Annotated in this window: 16 protein-coding genes and 1 tRNA gene; 6 read left to right on the top strand and 11 right to left on the bottom strand. The window is 66.3% G+C overall.

The features are described from left to right. Nucleotide 1: 1 nt before the first annotated feature. Together NJE57_RS10130 and uvrB are read right to left on the bottom strand one after the other, a co-directional pair. Nucleotides 2–451: a universal stress protein gene (locus NJE57_RS10130; RefSeq protein WP_319028284.1), complete on the bottom strand. Its 450-nt coding sequence runs from the start codon at nucleotides 449–451 to the stop codon at nucleotides 2–4. Between the two features lie 91 nt (nucleotides 452–542). Then, the gene (gene uvrB / locus NJE57_RS10135) at nucleotides 543–2672 is read right to left on the bottom strand and encodes an excinuclease ABC subunit UvrB (RefSeq protein ID WP_319028285.1); all 2130 of its coding nucleotides are present in this window, start codon (nucleotides 2670–2672) and stop codon (nucleotides 543–545) included. Between the two features lie 228 nt (nucleotides 2673–2900). Between uvrB and NJE57_RS10140 the strand changes: the two genes are divergently transcribed. Next, nucleotides 2901–4229 (top strand): DUF4185 domain-containing protein, encoded by a 1329-nt coding sequence (locus NJE57_RS10140; protein ID WP_413464399.1) that lies wholly within the window; start codon nucleotides 2901–2903, stop codon nucleotides 4227–4229. 1 nt (nucleotide 4230) lies between these two features. Further along, nucleotides 4231–5781, top strand: coding sequence for a DUF4185 domain-containing protein (locus tag NJE57_RS10145; protein ID WP_319028287.1), 1551 nt, complete (start codon nucleotides 4231–4233; stop codon nucleotides 5779–5781). A gap of 2 nt (nucleotides 5782–5783) precedes the next feature. On the opposite strand, the gene coaE is transcribed toward NJE57_RS10145, so the two are convergent. After that, on the bottom strand, nucleotides 5784–6860 hold the full coding sequence (gene coaE / locus NJE57_RS10150) for a dephospho-CoA kinase (protein WP_319028288.1): 1077 nt from the start codon (nucleotides 6858–6860) through the stop codon (nucleotides 5784–5786). A gap of 204 nt (nucleotides 6861–7064) precedes the next feature. Further along, a complete protein-coding gene (rpsA, locus tag NJE57_RS10155) occupies nucleotides 7065–8540 on the bottom strand; it encodes a 30S ribosomal protein S1 (protein WP_319028289.1) in 1476 nt (491 codons plus the stop codon). 91 nt (nucleotides 8541–8631) lie between these two features. Here rpsA and NJE57_RS10160 point away from each other — a divergent pair, with 91 nt between their 5' ends. Beyond that, nucleotides 8632–9438, top strand: a complete 807-nt coding sequence (locus tag NJE57_RS10160; protein ID WP_319028290.1) for a class I SAM-dependent methyltransferase — start codon at nucleotides 8632–8634, stop codon at nucleotides 9436–9438. A gap of 27 nt (nucleotides 9439–9465) precedes the next feature. Here NJE57_RS10160 and NJE57_RS10165 read toward each other — a convergent pair whose 3' ends face one another. The 4 genes from NJE57_RS10165 to polA all read right to left on the bottom strand — a co-directional run bounded on the left by NJE57_RS10165 (nucleotide 9466) and on the right by polA (nucleotide 15015). Further along, the gene (locus tag NJE57_RS10165) at nucleotides 9466–10227 is read right to left on the bottom strand and encodes an amino acid ABC transporter ATP-binding protein (protein ID WP_319028291.1); all 762 of its coding nucleotides are present in this window, start codon (nucleotides 10225–10227) and stop codon (nucleotides 9466–9468) included. Continuing rightward, nucleotides 10224–11204, bottom strand: coding sequence for an amino acid ABC transporter permease (locus NJE57_RS10170; RefSeq protein WP_319028292.1), 981 nt, complete (start codon nucleotides 11202–11204; stop codon nucleotides 10224–10226). Before NJE57_RS10170 ends, NJE57_RS10165 begins: the two co-directional genes overlap by 4 nt. 11 nt (nucleotides 11205–11215) lie before the next feature. Continuing rightward, nucleotides 11216–12118 carry an ABC transporter substrate-binding protein gene (locus NJE57_RS10175; RefSeq protein ID WP_319028293.1) on the bottom strand — a complete coding sequence of 301 codons (903 nt, stop codon included), beginning with the start codon at nucleotides 12116–12118 and terminating at the stop codon, nucleotides 11216–11218. A 125-nt stretch (nucleotides 12119–12243) separates the two neighbouring features. Further along, the gene (gene polA, locus NJE57_RS10180) at nucleotides 12244–15015 is read right to left on the bottom strand and encodes a DNA polymerase I (RefSeq protein ID WP_413464396.1); all 2772 of its coding nucleotides are present in this window, start codon (nucleotides 15013–15015) and stop codon (nucleotides 12244–12246) included. Nucleotides 15016–15093: 78 nt separating this feature from the next. On the opposite strand from polA, the gene NJE57_RS10185 reads away from it, so the two are divergent. The 3 genes from NJE57_RS10185 to NJE57_RS10195 all read left to right on the top strand — a co-directional run bounded on the left by NJE57_RS10185 (nucleotide 15094) and on the right by NJE57_RS10195 (nucleotide 17206). Continuing rightward, a tRNA-Leu gene (locus tag NJE57_RS10185) sits at nucleotides 15094–15167 on the top strand. A gap of 213 nt (nucleotides 15168–15380) precedes the next feature. Then, nucleotides 15381–16514 (top strand): DUF4062 domain-containing protein, encoded by a 1134-nt coding sequence (locus NJE57_RS10190; protein WP_319028294.1) that lies wholly within the window; start codon nucleotides 15381–15383, stop codon nucleotides 16512–16514. Then, nucleotides 16511–17206, top strand: a complete 696-nt coding sequence (locus tag NJE57_RS10195; RefSeq protein ID WP_319028295.1) for a hypothetical protein — start codon at nucleotides 16511–16513, stop codon at nucleotides 17204–17206. The genes NJE57_RS10190 and NJE57_RS10195 overlap by 4 nt, the downstream gene beginning before the upstream one ends. Before the next feature lie 62 nt (nucleotides 17207–17268). On the opposite strand, the gene NJE57_RS10200 is transcribed toward NJE57_RS10195, so the two are convergent. The 3 genes from NJE57_RS10200 to NJE57_RS10210 form a co-directional block, all read right to left on the bottom strand. Next, the gene (locus tag NJE57_RS10200; RefSeq protein ID WP_413464397.1) at nucleotides 17269–17433 is read right to left on the bottom strand and encodes a hypothetical protein; all 165 of its coding nucleotides are present in this window, start codon (nucleotides 17431–17433) and stop codon (nucleotides 17269–17271) included. A gap of 664 nt (nucleotides 17434–18097) precedes the next feature. After that, nucleotides 18098–19045 carry a hypothetical protein gene (locus NJE57_RS10205; RefSeq protein WP_319028296.1) on the bottom strand — a complete coding sequence of 316 codons (948 nt, stop codon included), beginning with the start codon at nucleotides 19043–19045 and terminating at the stop codon, nucleotides 18098–18100. A gap of 390 nt (nucleotides 19046–19435) precedes the next feature. Beyond that, nucleotides 19436–20488: a pentapeptide repeat-containing protein gene (locus NJE57_RS10210; RefSeq protein ID WP_319028297.1), complete on the bottom strand. Its 1053-nt coding sequence runs from the start codon at nucleotides 20486–20488 to the stop codon at nucleotides 19436–19438. Nucleotides 20489–20502: the final 14 nt, after the last annotated feature.

Here is a 20502-nt window from a genome sequence, read left to right on the forward strand (position 1 = left end):
CTCAGGTCGTGTGGACGATGAGCACGTCGCACGTGGCGCGGCGGGCCGCGTCCGCGGGCACCGACCCGAGCAGACGGCCCGTCAACGAACTCAGTCCCTTGTTGCCCACGACCAGTAGGTCCGCCCCCACCTCATCGGCCAGCTTGATGAGCGTCTCGACGGGCGCGCCCTTGACGGTGCGGGCCTCGACGCTGGACGCGCCGGCGGCGGCGGCGCGGTCCCGGGCCGTCCGCACGATGTCCTCGGCCGGATTGTCACCCCGGATCTGGTAGGCGTCCTCGCCCAGTTGATCGGCGGCCTGGCTGACCGACCGCGGATCCGCGGGCACGTAGGCGCACGCGATCACGAGGGTCGCCGACTCGTCGGCGGCAAGCGTGGCGGCACGGTCGACGGCCCGGTAGGACGACTCGGAACCGTCCGTACCCACGACCACCTTCTTGTAGGCGCTCAATTCTCTTCCTCTCCTCGGCAACAGGTTCTCACCAGCGTAGTGCCCGTGGGACCCGCCGTACCCGGTAAGCGCCTCAGGTCACAGCGGGTGGTCAGTCGATCCCCGCCTCACGCATCCCCTTGAGCTCCCTGCGCAGCTCCGAGATCTCGTCGCGGAGGCGTCCGGCCAGCTCGAACCGCAGGTCCGTCGCCGCCGACATCATCTGCTCGGTCATCTCGCCGATGAGCTTCTCGAGCTCCTTGCGGGGCCGCGCCGACTCTCCCGCCACGCGGGCGGCCAGGAGCTCGGGCCGATCCCGGGCATCGGAGGTATCGTCCGGCTCCTCCCCGACCCTGTCGAGGATGTCGGCGATCTTCCTGCGCAGTGGCTGCGGGTCGACACCGTGAGCGGTGTTGTAGGCGACCTGCTTCTCGCGACGCCGCTCGGTCTCCTCCATCGCGTTGCGCATCGAGTCGGTGACCCTGTCGGCGTACATGTGGACCTCACCGGAGACGTTCCGGGCGGCGCGGCCGATCGTCTGGATGAGCGAGGTGCTCGAGCGCAGGAACCCTTCCTTGTCCGCGTCCAGGATCGCCACGAGCGAGACCTCGGGCAGGTCCAGCCCCTCGCGCAGCAGGTTGATGCCCACCAGGACGTCATACTCACCCCGGCGCAGATCCCGCAGCAGCTCCACCCGCTGCAGGGTGTCGATCTCCGAGTGCAGGTACCGCACCCGCACCCCGAGCTCGAGCAGATAGTCGGTGAGGTCCTCGGACATCTTCTTGGTCAACGTCGTCACGAGCACGCGCTCGTCGCGCTCCGCCCGCTGGCGGATCTCCCCGAGGAGGTCGTCGATCTGTCCCTTGGTGGGTTTGACCACGATCTTCGGGTCGATCAGCCCGGTCGGCCGGATCACCTGTTCGACGAACTCGCCGCCGGTGCGGCCCATCTCGTAGTTACCCGGGGTGGCCGAGAGGTACACGGTCTGCCCGACCCGGTCGGAGAACTCCTCCCAGGTGAGCGGCCGGTTGTCGAGGGCGGAAGGGAGCCGGAATCCGAAGTCGACGAGGTTGCGCTTGCGCGAGGCGTCGCCCTCGTACATCGCCCCGATCTGGGGAACGGTGACGTGGGACTCGTCGATCACCGTCAGGAAGTCCTCCGGGAAATAGTCGATCAGCGTCGCCGGCGAGCTGCCCGCCGCACGCCCGTCGATGTGTCGGGAGTAGTTCTCGATTCCGGAGCAGAAGCCCACCTGCTGCATCATCTCGATGTCGTACGAGGTGCGCATGCGCAGTCGCTGCGCCTCGAGGAGCTTGCCCTGGTTCTCCAGCTCCGCCAACCGGACCTCCAGCTCCTCCTCGATGGAGGCGATGGCCCTGGCCATGCGGTCGGGCCCGGCGACGTAGTGGGTCGCGGGGAAGATCCGGACCTCGTCGACCTTCCGGACGACATCGCCGGTCAGGGGATGGATGTAGTAGAGGGCGTCGACCTCGTCACCGAAGAACTCGATGCGCACGGCGAGTTCCTCGTAGGTGGGGATGATGTCGACCGTGTCGCCCTTGGCGCGGAACGTCCCGCGTGTCATCGAGACGTCGTTGCGTTCGTACTGCACGTCCACCAGTAGCCGCAGCAGCCGGTCGCGTTCGACCTCCTGGCCCACGGCCAGGGAGACGGACCGGTCCAGGTAGGACTGCGGGGTACCGAGTCCGTAGATGCACGAGACCGAACTGACGACGACGACATCGCGCCTGGACAACAGTGACGACGTCGCGGAGTGCCGGAGCCGCTCCACGTCGTCGTTGATGGACGAGTCCTTCTCGATGAAGGTGTCGGTCTGGGCGATGTACGCCTCGGGTTGGTAGTAGTCGTAGTACGAGACGAAGTACTCGACGGCGTTGTTGGGGAGCATCTCCCGCAGTTCGTTGGCCAGCTGCGCGGCGAGGGTCTTGTTGGGGGCCATCACCAGGGTCGGGCGCTGGACCTTCTCGATGAGCCATGCCGTCGTCGCGGACTTGCCGGTGCCGGTGGCCCCGAGCAGAACGATGTCCCGCTCCCCCCGCCCCAGACGCTCGGTGAGTTCGGCGATCGCGGTCGGTTGGTCCCCGGACGGGGTGAACTCGCTGACCACCTCGAACCGGTCCGTGGTCCGCTCCACGTCTCCGATAGGCCGGAACTCCGAGTAGGAGAGCACGGTCGGGTCGGCAGGGACCCCGTCTTGGGGGATCTCGGTCGCGAAAGCCATGCCGCCAGCTTACGAGGCGCGGTCCACCCCCGCCCATAGACGAAACGCTCGCCCGACTCTCAGGCGACAACTAGCCTTCGCTACAGCTCTTCTCACCCTGCTCTCACCCTGCTGCCCCGTCTGGAGAAATCCGTGGCCCGGACCCGCCCTCGTCGTCGTCATACCCGCACTTCCCGCCGAGTACCCGGGCCGATTGCGGCGGTCACCGCCGCGGCGCTCGCGGTCGGGATGCTCACCGTCCTGTCTCCGGTCGCGACGGCCGCACCGTGCGACCCGTGGCCCCCGGCAGGAGGTGGCGGCGTGGTCGGCGCGGGTTCGGGCTCCCTCTCGGGATCGGCGGGCGCGCCCGCCGATACGCCGGCCACCCCGTGGGCGACCGGGGAGGCCGGGTACATCCCGATCCTGGAGGGACGTACCACGACGGTGGAGTTGCTCACCGGTCCCACCAGTCCCAACAACACAGTCGACCGGTTCGGGATCTCCGGTACCGACCTGGGGATCCTCTGGGAGAACGGCGACGCCTCGGACCCGCAGGTGATGATGGCTCTCGGGGACACGATGGGCGACTGCGACGAGCCCGGTGACCAGTGGCGCAGCAACATCCTGTTCCGCTCGTCCGACCGCGCGCTGGCGAACGGGATGCGCATCGACGATGCTCCGATGGAGAGATCCGGCCTGGCCAAGTCCATCCTCCCCCGCTCGAACCTGCCAGGCGAGGTGACCGTCATCCCGACCGCCGGTGTCGAGGTGGACGGCACGCAGTACCTCCGGTACATGTCCGTCGCGAGCTGGGGCACCCCCGGTGAGTGGGTCACGAACTACTCCGCGCTCGCGGCCTCGCCGGACAACGGCGAGAACTGGACGCCCGTGGCGGGCACCGCCCGCACCGGCACCGGGAGTGGGGGCCTGATCCCGTCGGTCCTCGGCGCCCCGTTCACCACCCACACCGCCGGGCAGATGAGCGCATTCCTCAAGCACGACGGGTACGTCTACGAGTACCTGACCCCGTCCGGTCGTAGCGGAGCAGTGACTCTCGCCCGGGTGCCCGAGGGGTCGATCGAGGACATGTCGGCCTACCGGTTCTGGGACGGGCGCGAGTGGGTGGGAGACCATCGGTTCGCGGCCCAGGTGGTCAACCCCCGCGTGAGCGAGCTGTCCGTGTCGTTCAGTGCGCATCTGGGACGGTTCATCGCCCTCTACACCAATGGCAACAACGACATCGTGATGCGCCAGGCCGCCTCGCCCGAGGGGCCCTGGTCGGGCGAGGACATCCTGCTGTCGTACACGCACGTCCCCACGCTGTACGGCGCGTTCATCCACCCCTGGAGTCCGGCGGTCGAGACGGTGGGCGCTGACCTGTACTTCACCATGTCCACCTGGGACGCCTACAACGTCTTCCTCATGAAGACCGATCTGAACCAGATCCCGGCCCGTGCCCTACCGAACCCCGCCGCCCGGATGCGCGTCTCGGACGACAGTTGGACCCGCGACACCCCCGATCCGGCCGAGACCGGTGAGACCGTGCTCGTGGAGCGTCGTCCGATTCCGGAATCCTGAGGTGCGCCGTCCGTCCTCGCGGCTGGCCGCGGCCCACGTGGTCGCGGTGGTGGCGTCCGCCACCGCGATCTCGGTGACCGGCTCGGGCGCGGCCTCCGCTGGGCCGTGCAGCGAGATGTTCGGGAACTTCGGCTCGTTGCTCGAGAACCAGACGGGCGCCGGGATGGGCACCGGCTCCCTGGGGTCCCTCGGGTCGTCCGACACCGGATCCGCCGGGTCCGCCTCCCGAGCGCTCGGCTCGGCCGACCGCTCCGGATCGCTCGTGCAGCAGCTCGAGACGGGATCGCTGGGCAACGGTCTGTCCGGATCGCTGAACGCGGTCACCGGATCCGTCTACGGGATGCCACCGTGGATCACCGGCGAGGAGGGCACCGTCCCCGTGCTGCGGGGGCCCACCCGGTTCCTGCAACTCGTCACCGGCCCCACCAGCCCCTCCGAGTCGATCAACCGGTACGGGGTGGCCGGCACCGACCTGGGCATCATGTGGGACAACGGCGACCCCGCGGAGCCCCGGGTCCTCATGGCGTTCGGCGACACGATGGGAGACTGCACCGTCCCCGGCAACCAGTGGCGCTCCAACGTCCTGTTCCGCTCGGCCGACACCGATCTGGCCGACGGGATGGCCGTCGACTCCGCCGCGACCGGACCCGACGGGCTGGCCAAGTCGATCGTCCCCCGCTCCGGACTGCCCGGTGAGGTCACCATCATCCCGACCGCCGGAATATCGGTCGAGGGGGTCCAGTATCTGCGCTACATGTCCGTCGCGCACTGGGGCCAGCCGGGGTCGTGGACCACCAACTACTCGGGGATGGCCTACTCCACCGACGACGGCGAGAACTGGACCGTCGTCCCCTCCATGGCCCGACCGATCACCGCGGCCGTGCCGGCGGGTGAGGGCGCCCCGCCCGTCGACGCCTCGTGGCGCACCGCGCAGATGAGTTCGTTCCTCCCGACCGACGATCATCTCTACGAATACCTCACCCCGCCCGGGCGCCAGGGTGCCGTGATCCTCGCCCGGGCCCCGTTGGCCGGATCGCCGTCAGCCGGGGAGCTCGACGACGGGGACACCACGCCTGTCGGGGGCGTGCTCGACCCGTCGGCCTACGAGTACTGGGACGGATCCCACTGGGTCCCGGGCGTGCGGGAGGCCGTCGAGGTCCTGCCCCGGCCCGCCAGCGAGTTGTCCACCATGTGGAACGACTACCTGGGCAAGTACACGGCAATGTACTCCCAGGGTTACAACTCGGTGGTCCTACGCACCGCGGACCGACCCGAGGGGCCCTGGAGCGCGCCGACGACCCTGGTGGACTACTCGATGCTGCCCGGGGTGTACGGGGCGTTCATGCACCCGTGGGCTCAGGGCGAAGACCTGTACTACCTGGTGACCACCTGGAACGCCTACAACGTGTTCCTCGTCCGCACCAGACTCTCCGAGGTCCTCCCGCCCACCGGGATGCGTCGGGCCGCCGGACCGGTCGCACCCGCGTCGACCGAGGTGGTCCGGCAGGTGCCCGTGACGGAACTCGTCGACGGCGTGGTCCCGACCGGGTGAGCTCAGGTGGGCGAGGCGATCGTGCGCTCCCACTCCCGCGTCTCCTCCCGGTCCGCGCGGCGCAGGATCTCCGTGTACTCGGCCCGGGCACTCGGGTCCGCACCGATCACCTCGGCCATGAGCAGGGCGAACTCGTGCTCGGGGTCGTCCTGGGCCACGATCGTCACCTCGAGGGGCCGAGCGGGATCACACCAGTGCAACAGCGGTTGCTCCCGGCTGCGGTCCCGAACGTATCCGGCGTCGGTCAACAGTCGTAGTGCACGGTCGACCGCTGCGGTGTCCCTGACTGTCACCTGCAGGTCGAGGACGTCCGGTGCGTCCAGGCCGTCGACAGCCGTGGGGCCCACGTGGTCGATCCGCATCGCGACATCGCCCAGGACGTGGCGCAGCCGCGCACACGCCCTCCGAGCCTGGGCGGCCCAGTCCGGTCGGAACGGCACCACCGTGCGGTCGCCCACCACAGGGGTCGCGGTACGCAGATTGTGCTCGAAGGGTCGTAACCGCAGATCCACCAGCACACGGACCAACTCCCGCACCGGGCCCGGTTCCCCGGAGTTGTCGATCAGAACGTCCGCCTCCGCGCGGCGGGCCTCATCCGTGGCCTGACGGGACATCCGCGCCCGGACGTCGTCCTCCGCCATTCCGCGGTGCTCGACCAACCGCTGAAGCCTGATCTCGGCGGGAGTGTCCACCACGATCACAAGGTGGTACCCGGGGGTCATCCCGCCCTCGACCAACAGTGGCATGTCGTGCACGACGATCGCGTCCTCTGGCGCCGTACCGATCAGTTCGGCCGTGCGCTCCCCGATCAACGGGTGGGTGATGGCGTTCAGGGCGGCGGTCCGCTCCTGGTCCACGAAGGCGCGGGAGGCCAGAGCCGCCCGATCGAGGGTGCCGTCCGGGCCCACGATGTCGTCACCGAACTCGGCGACGAGCATCGCCAGCCCCGGGGTCCCCGGTTCGACGACCTCCCGCGCGATGCGGTCGGCGTCGACGATCACCGCACCCGCCTCCGCGAGAACCGCCGTCACCGTCGACTTCCCCGCGCCGATTCCACCGGTCAGACCCACCATCAGCATGCGCGCCATTCTAGGCGACACGAGCGGGCGCCCGGCAGTACCGGCTCGGACACCGGCGACCCGAGCGACCCGCGGGTACCGAGCCGGCGGTGCCCCCACGACAAATAGACCACGGCCCCGGACGACGCCCCACCGTGGGTGGGACGACCGTCCGGGGCCGTGGTCCGAACCGTCAGACGCTTACGACGCCCTCAGGCTGCGATATCACTCACCGCCGGCGAGCTTCGCGCGCAGGGCGGCCAGCTGCTCGTCAGAGGCCAGCGAGCCACCGGTCGTCTCGGCCGGGCTGGTCTCCGCTGCGACCGGACGGGCCGACGGGGTCGACTCGGACGAGTAGTTGGTCGGCGCGGCCTCCGCGGCCTCCGCGGCAGCGGCGCGACCCTTCTCGATCTGGCCGGTGTGCATCTTGTGGCGACGCTCGGCCTCCGCGTAGCGGTTCTCCCACTCCTCGCGCTGCTTCTCGAAGCCCTCGAGCCACTCGTTGGTCTCGGGATCGAAGCCCTCGGGGAAGATGTAGTTGCCGGCCTCGTCGTAGCTGTCGGCCATGCCGTACTTCGACGGGTCGAACTCCTCGGTGTAGTCCTCGTCCGCCTGCTTGAGCGAGAGCGAGATACGACGACGGTCGAGGTCGATGTCGATGACCTTGACCATGGCGTCGTCGTTGACCGTGACGACCTGGTCCGGGACCTCGACGTGGCGCTCGGCCAGTTCCGAGATGTGGACGAGGCCCTCGATGCCCTCGTCGACACGCACGAAGGCGCCGAACGGGACGAGCTTGGTGACCTTGCCCGGGACGATCTGACCGATCGCGTGGGTCCGGGCGAAGTGCCGCCACGGATCCTCCTGCGTGGCCTTGAGCGACAGCGAGACGCGCTCGCGGTCCAGGTCGACGTCGAGGACCTCGACGGTGACCTCCTGGCCCACCTCGACGACCTCGGACGGGTGATCGATGTGCTTCCAGGACAGCTCGGAGACGTGGACGAGGCCGTCGACCCCGCCGAGGTCCACGAACGCACCGAAGTTGACGATCGAGGACACGACGCCCTTGCGGACCTGGCCCTTCTGCAGCTGGTGCAGGAACTCCGAGCGGACCGCGGACTGGGTCTGCTCGAGCCACGCACGACGCGAGAGCACGACGTTGTTGCGGTTCTTGTCCAGCTCGATGATCTTGGCCTCGAGCTCCTGGCCCACGTACGGGAGGAGGTCTCGGACGCGGCGCATCTCGACCAGGGAGGCCGGGAGGAAGCCGCGGAGACCGATGTCCAGGATGAGGCCACCCTTGACGACCTCGATGACCGTGCCCTTCACGGCCTCGTCCTTCTCCTTGAGCTCCTCGATCGTGCCCCAGGCGCGCTCGTACTGGGCGCGCTTCTTGGACAGGATCAGACGGCCGTCCTTGTCCTCCTTGGTCAGGACCAGGGCCTCGACCTCGTCGCCCACCTCGACGACCTCACCCGGGTCGACATCGTGCTTGATGGACAGCTCGCGCGAGGGGATGACACCCTCGGTCTTGTAGCCGATGTCGAGCAGGACCTCGTCACGATCGACCTTGACGATCGTGCCCTCGACGATGTCACCATCGTTGAAGTACTTGATCGTGGCGTCGATGGCGGCGAGGAAGTCCTCAGCGGAGCCGATGTCGTTGACGGCTACCTGCGGGGACGTGGTGTTGGTGGTCATATGGTGGGGTGCTCCGGAGTGGATAGGAATCGTAGTGGACGGGAAGTTCGCGCATGCGTATGCACGCGACCGTCAACTGTACGCTTTCGCCGTGACGTCCACAAACCCCCCAGACCATGGTGAGTCCGTCCGCGCGTCCCGGACGTGGTGGGACGCCGAGGCGGTCGATTACCACCATGAACACGGCGAGTTCCTCGGCGCCCACTCGCCCGACGGCGAGTTCGTGTGGTGCCCCGAGGGCCTGCACGAGGGCGACTGGAACCTGCTCGGCGACGTCGAGGGCCGCGCCGTCCTCGAGGTCGGCTCCGGCTCCGCGCCGTGTTCCCGCTGGCTCGCCGGCAGGGGGGCGCGCGCCGTCGCCGTCGACCTGTCCATCGGGATGCTCCGTGTGGGCGCCGAGGCCGCGGGCCACTCGACCGGTCCCGCTGCGGAGGTACCACTGATCCAGGCCGACGCTGGTCGCCTGCCCTTCGCCGACGACGGCTTCGACATCGTGTTCTCCGCGTTCGGGGCGATCCCGTTCGTGGCGGACACGGCCGGGGTCATGGCGGAGGTCGCGCGCGTTCTCCGGCCCGGTGGCCGGTTCGTGTTCTCCGTCAACCACCCGATGCGGTGGATCTTCCGTGACGACCCGGGGCCCGAGGGGCTGGTCGCCGCGTTTCCCTACTTCGACCGGACTCCCTACACCGAGTACGACGAGCAGGGCCATCTCACCTACGTCGAACACCACCGCACGGTGGGCGACCGCATTCGGGAACTGGTCGGTGCCGGATTCGTGGTCCAGGACCTGATCGAGCCCGAGTGGCCGGAATGGCTGGACCGCGAATGGGGGCAGTGGAGCCCGCTTCGCGGCAGCGTCTTCCCCGGGACCGCGATCTTCGTGGCCACTCTCCCCTGACCGCCGTCTGCGGGACAGTGGCGTCGGCTACAGGATCTTGGACAAGAAGTCCCTGGTCCGCTGATGGGCGGGCGTCACCAGCACCTCGGACGGGCGCCCGGCCTCGACCACGACACCGTCGTCCATGAAGGCGATCGTGTCGGCGACCTCCCGGGCGAAGCCCATCTCGTGGGTGACCACGATCATGGTCATGCCGGCGTCCGCGAGATCCCGCATGACGCCCAGGACCTCACCGACCAGCTCGGGGTCCAGCGCCGAGGTGGGCTCATCGAACAGCATGAGTTTGGGCTCCATCGCCAGGGCGCGGGCGATCGCCACCCGCTGCTGCTGCCCACCAGACAGCTGCGCCGGGTAGGCGTCCGCCTTCGCCGAAAGCCCGACCTTCTCCAGCAGGGCCCTGCCCCGCTCGGTGGCCTCGGCCCTGGTCTCACCCTTGACCAACATCGGCGCCTCGATGACGTTCTCCAGGGCGGTGCGGTGCAGGAACAGGTTGAAGTGCTGGAACACCATCCCGATGTCCCGGCGTTGCCTGGCCGCGTGCCTGGGCGAGATCTCGTAGAGCTTGTCGCCCTTCTCCCGGTACCCCACCAGGTCGCCGTCGACGTACAGCCGACCGGCATCGACACGCTCGAGGTGGTTGATGCACCGGAGGAAGGTGGACTTGCCGGACCCGGACGGGCCGACCAGGCACAGCACCTCTCCGGCGGCCACCTCGATGTCGATGCCCTTGAGCACCCTCAGTGATCCGAAGCTCTTGCAGACCTGCTCGGCCCTGACCATCGGGGTCATGCCATCCCTCCCGACTGGTCGGTACCCCTCGCCGCGGCGAGCCCGGAGGGGGTGAGGCCGTCCGCCTCGGCGAGTGCCCGCAACTGCTTGCCCGTGAGTTGGCGGGTGGCGCCGCGCGAGAACTTCTTCTCGAGGAAGTGCTGGCCCACCATGAGCACACTGGTGATCACCAGGTACCAGGTGGCGGCGACCAGCAGCAGCGGGATCGGCTGGAAGTTGACCCCGGAGATGTCGCGGGCCTGACCGTAAAGCTCGCCGGAGAACGGGATGGCCACGACGAGCGAGGTGGTCTTGAGCATCGAGATCAACTCGTTGCCGGTCGGCGGGATGATCACCCGCATGGCCTGCGGCAGGATCGTCCGGCGCATGGTCTGACCCCACGACATGCCGAGCGCGGTGGAGGCCTCGGCCTGCCCCTCCGGAACTGATGAGATACCCGCCCGCACGATCTCGGCCATGTAGGCGGCCTCGTTCATGGCCAGACCCACCACTGCCAGCCAGAACGCCGAGTACAGCACCATCGTGTCGTCGAAGCGCACGATCTGGAGGTCGGTGAAGGGGATGCCGAACTGGACCTGCTGGTACAGCGTGAAGATCAGACCCCAGAACAGCAGCTGGACGTAGATGGGGGTTCCGCGGAAGATCCACAGGTACACCCAGGCCACGGCCTTGAGCACGGGATTGCTGCTCATCCGCATCACCGAGAGGACGACCCCCAGGATGACGGCGAGGATCATCGACAGGACCGTCAGCGCGATGGTGTAGAACACCGCCATGCCGAACCGGGTGTCGAACAGGTACTGGCCGTAGGTATCCCAACCGTAGGCCGGGTTGGTCGCGGCGCCCCAGATGAACAGGAAGACCAGTACCAGGACGACGGTCGCCGACACCCATCGCCATGGGTGCCGGAGCGGCACCGCCTCGATGGGGTCAGGAGCGTCTCGGGGGGCCGAGGCGCCGTGCTGCGCGGTGCTCACCGACCGGTCACTCAGCCCTTCCGGATCTCGGCGTCGTCGATCAACCCGTCCTCGAGGCCCCAGTTCTGGGCGATCTTCTCGAAGTCCCCGGTCTCGATGAGCTTGTCCGCTGCGGCCTCGAGCGCGGCGGCCAGTTCGGACCCCTTGCGCACCGGCCAACCGTAGGGAGCGGAGTCGAAGACGTCGCCGGCCAGCTGCATCTTGCCCTCGGACTGCTTGACGGCGTACGCCGAGATGGGCGAGTCGGCGGACATGGCGTCGACCTTGCCGAGCGCAACGGCGGTGGAGGCCTCGTCCTGGGAGTCGAACTGGACCTTCTCGATCGCGGGATTGCCGGCGGCGATACACGCCTCGCTGCGGGCGGGCACGTCCTCCTGGTCGGAGACCGTGGTCCGCTGGACCGCCACGCTCAGGCCGCACGCGTCGTCGGGGTCCACGTCGGTGCCCGCCGCCGATGCCCACTGGATGCCGGCCTCGAAGTAGGTGACGAAGTCGACGGTCTGCAGCCGCTCGTCGTTGACGGTGAACGAGGAGGCGCCCATGTCCATGGTGCCGCCCTCGATCGAGGGGATGATCTTCTCGAAGTCGGACTCCCGGAACTCCGCGCGCAACCCCATCAGCTCGGCGGCGGCGGTCATCACGTCGATGTCGAAGCCGACGATCTCGCCCTGCTCGTTCTTGAACTCGTTGGGCGCGTACGGCGGGTTGGTGCCGATCACCAGCACGCCCGCGTCGCGGATCTCGTCCGGCACGAGGGCAGCGATGTCCTCGTCCGTCTCAAGCGAGACCTCCTGCATGGGCTCCCCCGAGTCCTCGGGCCCCTCGGTGTTGGTCGTGCAACCGGTGAGCGCGAGGGCCGCGGTGGCGGTCAGTGCCAGTGCGGCACGGAGGCCGCGCCGTGAGGTGAGGGTCATGTGCGTGCCCTTTCAGGCGTCGGGTAGCCGAATCTGCAATGAACCTAGGGCATACGCCGAGCACCACAAAACGCACCGCCCGCAATTGGCGTCAGTGGTAACTCACTGGTTACCTCACTGGTTACTCAGTGGGCGGCGGAGTCCCAGTCGGGCCCGGTCCCTGTGGAGACGTCCAGCGGGACGTTGAGTTCGATGGCGGAGTACATCCGGTCGACGACGAGCTCGCGGACCTCCTCGAGTTCCCCCTTCGCCACCTCGAGGACCAGTTCGTCGTGGACCTGGAGCAGCAGACGGCTCTGCAGTCCCCGCTCGTCGAGGTCGGCGTCGACCTTGAGCATCGCCGCCTTGATGATGTCCGCGGCGGTGCCCTGGATGGGTGCGTTGAGGGCCGCCCGCTCGGCGTTCTCCCGCTTGAGCCGGTTGTCCGAGTTGAGCTCGGGCAGGTAGCGCCGGCGACCGAAGAGGGTCTCGGTGTAGCCGTCCCGACGGGCCTGGTCCACCACCGCGTGCAGATAGTCGCGGACTCCCCCGAAGCGGGAGAAGTATGCGTCCATCTGCTCGCGGGCCTCGGCCTGCCCGATCCCCAGCTGCGCGGCCAACCCGAAAGCGCTGAGTCCGTAGGCCAGGCCGTAGCTCATGGCCTTGACCCTGCGCCGCAGTTCGGGCGTGACCTCGTCGATCGGCACCCCGAAGGCCCGTGACCCGACGAACGAGTGCAGATCCTCTCCGGTCCGGAACGCCTCGATCAGACCCTCGTCTCCGGACAGATGTGCCATCACGCGCATCTCGATCTGGCTGTAGTCGGCCGTGAGCAGGCAGTCGTAACCCTCGCCCACGACGAACGATCTGCGGATCCGCCGACCGTCCTCGGTACGGACCGGGATGTTCTGCAGGTTGGGGTCGGTGGAGGAGAGTCGACCGGTGGCCGCGACCGTCTGGTTGAACGTGGTGTGGATGCGACCGTCGTCGCCGATGGTTTTGATCAGCCCCTCGACGGTCGTGCGCATCTTGGTGGCCTCGCGGTGGAGCAACAGCGCCTCGAGGAAGGCCCGACCAGGGGTGTCCCCGGTCTCCTTGGCGAGCAGTTCCTCCAACGCCTTGGCGTCGGTGGTGTACCCGGTCTTGGTCTTCTTGGTCTTGGGCATGCCGAGGGTGTCGAACAGCACCACCTGGAGCTGCTTGGGCGAACCGAGGTTGATCTGTTCTCCCCCGATGGCGGCGTAGGCCGCGTCCGCCGCGTCACGTCCCCGGTCGGCGAACCCGTCACGCAGGTCGTCCAGGGCCGATGCGTCGACAGCGATGCCGATCGACTCCATCCTCGCGAGCACCGGCACGAGCGGCAGTTCCATATCCGCGAGCAGGCCCGCACCGTGAACCTGTTCGAGCTCCACGTCGAGCCGCTCGGCGAGGTCCGACACCGCCCGCGCACGCGTCGCCGTCGAATTGGCCGCCTGCTGCTCGGCCTCGGCGTCGTCCACCTCGTCCAACAACGAGAGTTGCTTGTCCCCCGCCTCCAGCTCCGGCAACTCCCGCTGCAGGTGCCGCTGGTACAACTCCGCCAGCCCGTAGCTGCGCTGGCCGGGACGGACGAGATATGCGGCGAGCGCCACATCGATGGTGACCCCACCCAACCGGAGGTCGCGTCCCATGAGCGCATGGGTGGCGGCCTTGGCGTCGTGCACTGCCTTGGCCACCGCGTCGTCGGCCAACCACGCCTGTAGAGCCTGCTCGTCGGACGGGTCGATGCGACCGAGGTCAATGTGTCCCGAGGCGCCGTCCGCCGCGGCCACGGTGACCGTCTGCGCGTCCCCGGCGCCGGGACGGGAGGGGCCGACGACGACGAGGCCGTGCCTCTTCCCGGCCGGCGCGTGCGCGGCGAGCCAGTCGGAGACCTCGCCCGCGTGCAGGACCGCGGATTGCTCGAGCTCAATAGCCGCCACCGGCTCGGGTGCGCCCTCGGGCAGGAACGCCGAGAGGAACCGGTCCCGGGCCTGCGGGCCGAACTCCAGTCGGTCGAACAGCGCGTTGACATCGGCCCGCTCGGGCAGGCGCCGGGCGAGTTCGTCGATCTCCACGCCGAGGTCGAGGTCGCGGGTCAGCTCGGTGATGCGACGGTTCAGCTGCACCTGCGGGAGGTGCTCGCGGAAACTCTCCCCGACCTTTCCCTTGACCTCGTCAGCGTGCGCGATGAGCTCGGAGAGACTGCCGTACTGGACGATCCACTTGGCGGCGGTCTTGTCGCCGACTTTGGGAACCCCGGGCAGATTGTCGGAGGTGTCGCCCCGGAGCGCGGCCACGTCCGGATACTGCGCGGGGGTCACCCCGTACTTCGCCTCGACCGACTCGGGCGTGAAGCGGGCGAGCTCGGAGACACCCTTGACCGGGTAGAGAACCGTCACCGAGTCGGAGACCAACTGCAGCGCGTCGCGGTCTCCGGTGCAGATGAGGGTGTCGGCTCCCGACGCCTGCGTGGCGAGGGTCGCGATCACGTCGTCCGCCTCGTGGCCCTCCAGCGACAGCGTGCGCACACCGAGAGCCACGAGGGCTTCCTGGATCAGCTCGACCTGCCCCTTGAACTCCTCGGGGGCCGCCGACCGGGTGGACTTGTATTCCGGGTACTCGGCGGTCCGGTGCAGGGTCGCGCGGGAGACGTCGAAGGCCACCGCCAGGTGGGTGGGTTCCTCGGTGGTGACGAGGTTGGCGACCATCGACAGGAAGCCGTAGACCGCGTTGGTGTGCTGCCCGGAGGCGGTCGAGAAGTTCTCCGCAGGCAGGGCGTAGAAGGCACGGAACGCCAGCGAGTGCCCGTCGAGGAGCAACAGGCGGGTGGGCCCGACCTTCTCCACGGCGGCCGTGGACGAGGTGCTGACTTCTGCGGTCTCGCTCGCGATGCTCACAGGGCCACTCTAGGGGCGTCGTCTGACAGGCGCGAAGAGGTCTCCGATAGACTGCTCCACCAGCGGCTCGCCGCGATCGCCCCCGTAGCCCAATTGGCAGAGGCAACGGATTCAAAACCCGTCCAGTGTCGGTTCGAGTCCGACCGGGGGCACCCCAGCTCACACCGTCCTACCTGCGAGGACGCTCCGACCCCGCGAGCTGCGCCAGGGCGAGGCTGACGAAAACCCCGTGAAAACCCCGTGTCTGGGGAGTGCCGACGAGACGAGGCACTGCGAAGAGTCCACTCCGGCCAACCCCGCGGCCCCGAGGCGATACGTCAAGTGACACCAGCCAACCTGTCCGGCCCGCGTGGGAAGATATCGGCATGACCGAAACCCGCTATCAAGTCTTCATTAGCTCCACCTACTTGGACCTTGTCGAGCCACGGCGAGAGGTTCAGCAAGCCGTACTCGAACTCGATTGCATTCCCGCCGGAATGGAACTCTTCGTCGCCTCGGACGAAAGCCAGTGGGAACTCATCCGCGAAGTCATCGACCTGAGCGACTACTACGTCTTAATCGTAGCGGGAAGATATGGCAGCATCAACGAAGAAACCGGTGTTAGTTACACCGAAATGGAATTCGACTACGCCGTAGAGACAAACAAGCACATTCTCGCCTTTGTACACTCTGACCCGGATAGGATTTACGCAGGCGATTCCGAACTTAGCGAGACAGCCAGGGCGAAACTCGAAGAGTTCCGGCAAAAAGTGACCACCGGTCGCCACGTCTCCCTTTACGAGTCGGACGGGGAACTTAAAGCCAAGGTTGTGACAGCATTAAATAGAGCGACCAGAAAGTCTCCAGGAATCGGCTGGGTTCGTGGAGACCGCGCTATCACCCTAGAGCAGCAAGAGGAGCTCGTGGCACTCAAGGAAGAGCTAGCTTCAATAAAAAGAGAGCAAGCGACCGCCGAATCTGAAGACGACCGTTCCAACCTTAGCCAGGGGGATGAGACGGTTAGAATTGGAGCAAGTATCGAGCACGGGTACTACTCCAAGAGAACCACGAATTCCGTCCGGGTAGACCTTACTTGGGATCAGGTATTTGCAGCGCTAGGCCCGATGATGATAAACGAAGAATCAGAGCACAAGCTTCGCGAACGCCTCGCGGTCGAAGTGATACTTAAAGATTCCCGCAACGACAAGAAGCTTCCAAACTACAACGATTTAATAAACCGCAAGATCAGCTGCAATTCGCGCGACTGGGATGGTGTCCTAGTCCAGTTCCTGGCCCTAAAACTAATCGAAAAAGGCAAGAAAAATCGTGGGGTGAAGGACACAGATAAGTACTTTGGCCTCACCCCGCGAGGTGAGGACCACTTGATCTATCTTCGTGCAACACGCAGCACCCCTACCCCGAGTTCCGACCGCTCGACGGCACAAGCCGGGTTAGGCGGCGACTACCGCGACGACAAGGACGGCACCAAGGCCCCTGCTGCGGCAGGAAGCAGCGAGTGAGCTGGGACCACCACAACGAGTGGATCGAGATTGCCCGTATTACGGCACCACTTGCCGCCGCCTTGATCGCAGGCGGAATAGCGATCTGCGTGCTTCGCGCCAACATGAAGCTAGGTCGTGCCAATCTCCGCCAAGCGCTCCGCACCACCGAGAAGAGCATCCAAGCAGCAGAGAAGCGCGAAATCGAAAAGTGGCGCCGAGAGCAGATCATCGAGAAAGCGACCATGGTCCGTGAATTACTTCGCGAAGCGGGGCACCTGGCTTACCTCCACCTTGGATTTGAGGGAACGACGATCCTCACCGGCTCCCAATACAAGATGGTGGAATTCGATGGCTTCTACGCTCCGAGCCCCATCGATACATCCATTGAATTACATGCTCGACGCGTCAGGCTATCCGAGTACATTGCAGAGCTGGAGCTTGTCAGCGACGCACACCTAATGAAAACGCTCCACAAGCTTGAACACGACTTGTCTTCCATTGTTGATGCAATTTCCGACTATGAAGAAGCCTTGCAATCACCGAACCAGACCCTGTCTAGGGTCTCAACCGAAGGCGTACAGTTTGAAGTCGACCTCGGACAGATCGAAAAGAAGATAGTAGACCTTCGGGCAGACCTAGGGAATCCGGTAGACACATTTTCGGACGCGGTACGAAAAGACCTCGGACTTCCATCAAGACAAGCCCTCTAACCAGAGCGCCGACCGAACAGAGGTACCACCTGGGCCAAAGGCTCCTCCGGCGGGACCGTCGCCTAAACCGGAGGCGTAGCGACCGCTGTGGGGTCCGGGAGCGCGTTCCCGACGCCGCCCTCAGCCTCCGGAATCCAGTCGCCGTAGGTGTCGAGCGTGAGGGTAAACGTGGCGTGCCCGAGCCAGCGGGAGACCTGGAGGTAGTGGACCCCGGCCATAAGCTGCATCGTCGCGAACGTGTGGCGGAGGTCGTGGAGCCGGACCCCGCGTGTGGCTGGGCGGGCGGGCTGAGCCGGGGTGCCCGTCGCGAGGTTCGCCGGGGTCGCGGGGCAAGCCGGGCGACTCACAGGCAGCCCTACTTCCGCCAACGCGGGCTGGAGCACGGTCTCGTAGAACGTCCCGCCAGACACCGGCACCTCGTACGTCAGCGGAACCCCGGCTCAGCGCGCTCCCGCCGGGACGCTCGTCCCCGGCGCAGGCGAGTTCTCCTGGGGGCCAGGGTGGCTCCTCCGGGCGATGCGCCATACCGGGGCCGCGAGGCCTCCGACACGCTCACCGCAGCGCCTACGCGCAAGCGCACGAGCTAACTCCACCACAGACTCCCGGCGGCGCGACCCCCCAAGCCAGCGCCGCCGGGCGCTCCGGGCAATACCCCTCTCGGAGCACGTTCCCCGCGCGAGGGCTTCCAACCATGCGGGAGGGGGCGACGAAGGGCTCTGGACTGTTCGACTTGTCACAGCAGCGCCCGAGCCGGAACGCCGGTCCGTCTGGTCCAGTCGACTTGTCCTGGCCAGCGGCGGCGAGTCCGGTCCGCGACCCCGCCTGGGTCCCCATTCCCTGGGCGGGGTTGCCTTACGCCACGACAGATCACTGCCTCATTCCTAAAGTTCGTCACAGCGATAGCTCCACCCCCCGACTGATATCAATCCTTCGAGGCAGATTCTCCCATCCAGAGGATTCACCAACAGATATTGAACCCGCCGCACTCACGGTAAATATCCTAAAACCCCGGCTTCCATACGAGTAGCGTGCCTGCGTGTTCTCGGCACGAAATCGCCTAGCACTCCAGCCAACTGGAGGACCGTCTGCCCCGGCCCTGAACCATTCGGGCGAACCGACAAACTCTTCGGCCCATAGGAAAAGCTCTTGCGCCTTCTCTTGGTGCTCCTCTATAGACGAACTAAATTCGTCCTCAAGCCTTCGCCAGAACCACAAGTGATAGTCCGTGACAGATTTAAAATACCGTTCAATTACCTCAAAGATCTCAAACTCTTCGGCCTGCTTCTCCAGAAAGTTCCTCCCGCCTCTCCATCCTGTCCACTTCAGCAGCTGGTCTCGGTGAAGTCTAATACTATTTTCCTGCTCCACCGGCCCCGCGCCGACCGAACGCATTTCAGTCACAATCTCCAGAAGTGGGCTTCCAAGGTGGAGCGCAAAGTCCCGAAGTTTATATAGAAATTCAACTTCATCCGCTATAAAGATGGACCTAAGGACTTCGGATCGCTCCTTCGCCATGAAGTCCGACTCTTTTCCCCACCAGCGGTTACCAACGGACCTCTGCACTTCCATTAAGCTTTTCGCCGAGGCAAGTAGATTATGTAGCAGTCGTGAGAATTCGTCCGGAAACGAGCCTGGAAGCTGTCGAACATGCACACTTGTTTTGGAGAACTTCGAAGCTAATCCAAGAAGATCCCGACCGTTTCCACTCAAAATGAATATCGAGGTGTTTAGCGAATTGAAATCCAACTTCAGCCTCGCCCCCTCAAGAGAGTCGAGGTGTTCGCGGCGCTCCTCTATTTCAATCGAAAACGGACTTCGCCAAACTGTGCCTTCTTCCATGCTCTCATCGTAATCTCTGTGACTTATATAAGCCCCACAACTGGCAAACATGCGACCGCCTAGCCGGGGCGGCGGTCACTCACCCACCGCCCCGGCGAGCAACGAGGGCCTGACCCCCGCCAGTGAGATCGAGGCAACGCCATCCAACCCAGAAACCCCGTAGAAACCCGGTGACTGGGGGCGATTCGAGGGCGTATTGGATGGGTCCGGAGCCGGATCGAAGCCGCGGCTCAGATCCATCGGCTGACCTGCGCGAATTCACCGCGCTCACGCAGGTCAGCGCGGTCCACACGAACCCACGCCGGTCGTTTTCAAAACCCGTCCAGTGTCGGTTCGAGTCCGACCGGGGGCACCCTGTCGCCGCAGCTCGGCGAGCCCCTCGGCGTCGTCCTAACTGCTTCCGAACAGAGTCAGGTCCACCGATCCGAACCCGGGCTTCGGAACCACCGGGGGCGGCACGGAGAGATCCGGGTCGGGTTCCGGGATCGTCACCCGCGTAGGACGTACGAGACCCAGATAGCCCGTCGTCGACAACAAGCGGTTGTCGGTGGTGCCGTCCCCGCCCGCACACTGCCACTCGAGTCCAAGCGGTCCGACCCCGGCGTTCTGCACCAAGTCGACCGCACTGTTCGGCGAAACGGTGACCGTTGGACCCGGATACGGTGCGAGGTTGTTGTAGTTGCCCTCCGCATCGGTCGGGCGAGCCTCAAAGGTGCAATCGAACGATGAGGTGCTGGAGGTGTTCGTCCAGGTGGTCTTCAGCACCCACGCGGCGTATCCCTTCTGAGGCGTTGCGGCCAGAGAGATCGGTCCACTGTCCGGCGCCGGTGGCGGAGGCGGCGGCGTGTAACCGGGAGGACCTGCGAGCGGTGTGCCGGTTGACCCGGTCAGGTCCACTCCGATGGCGTCAGTGAAGATCGCACCTGTGACATCGGCGTAGATCCTCGCGCCAGTCAGATCCGCGCCCGTGAAATCCGCACCGGTCAGGTCGGCCATGTTGAACTGCGCATTGGTCAGATTCGCGTCGACGAATGTCGCGTCCCGTGCGGAGGTCTGCCACAGCCGAGCTCCGGTGAGTGTTGCCCCTGTGGCGTCCACCAGTTGCATCCCGGCGTTGTTGAAGTACGCCCCGACGGCGGAGACCGATCGAAAACTCGCCCCGGCCAGGTCCGCACCGGAGAAATCGGTGCCATCAGGAAAAGTCCGCCCGTCCAGGTTCGCGCGTTCGAGTACTGCGCTCTCCCAGCGCACGTCGACGAATGGCGGAGTGGACAAGTCGTAGCCGGTCAAGTCTGCGCCATAACAACTGGCACTCACGCCACTGACATAAGGCAGCGTGCAATCGGGGACCGTGACCCCGTTACTGTCCACAATCGGTTCCGCGGGAGCGGCATACGCCGCGGGCAACGCCGACGAGAGTCCCGTAGCGATGAGGAGCGCCACGACGCTCCCCCGGA

It is taken from the genome of Dietzia sp. PP-33 (assembly GCF_033790845.1).
Classification (GTDB): domain Bacteria; phylum Actinomycetota; class Actinomycetes; order Mycobacteriales; family Mycobacteriaceae; genus Dietzia.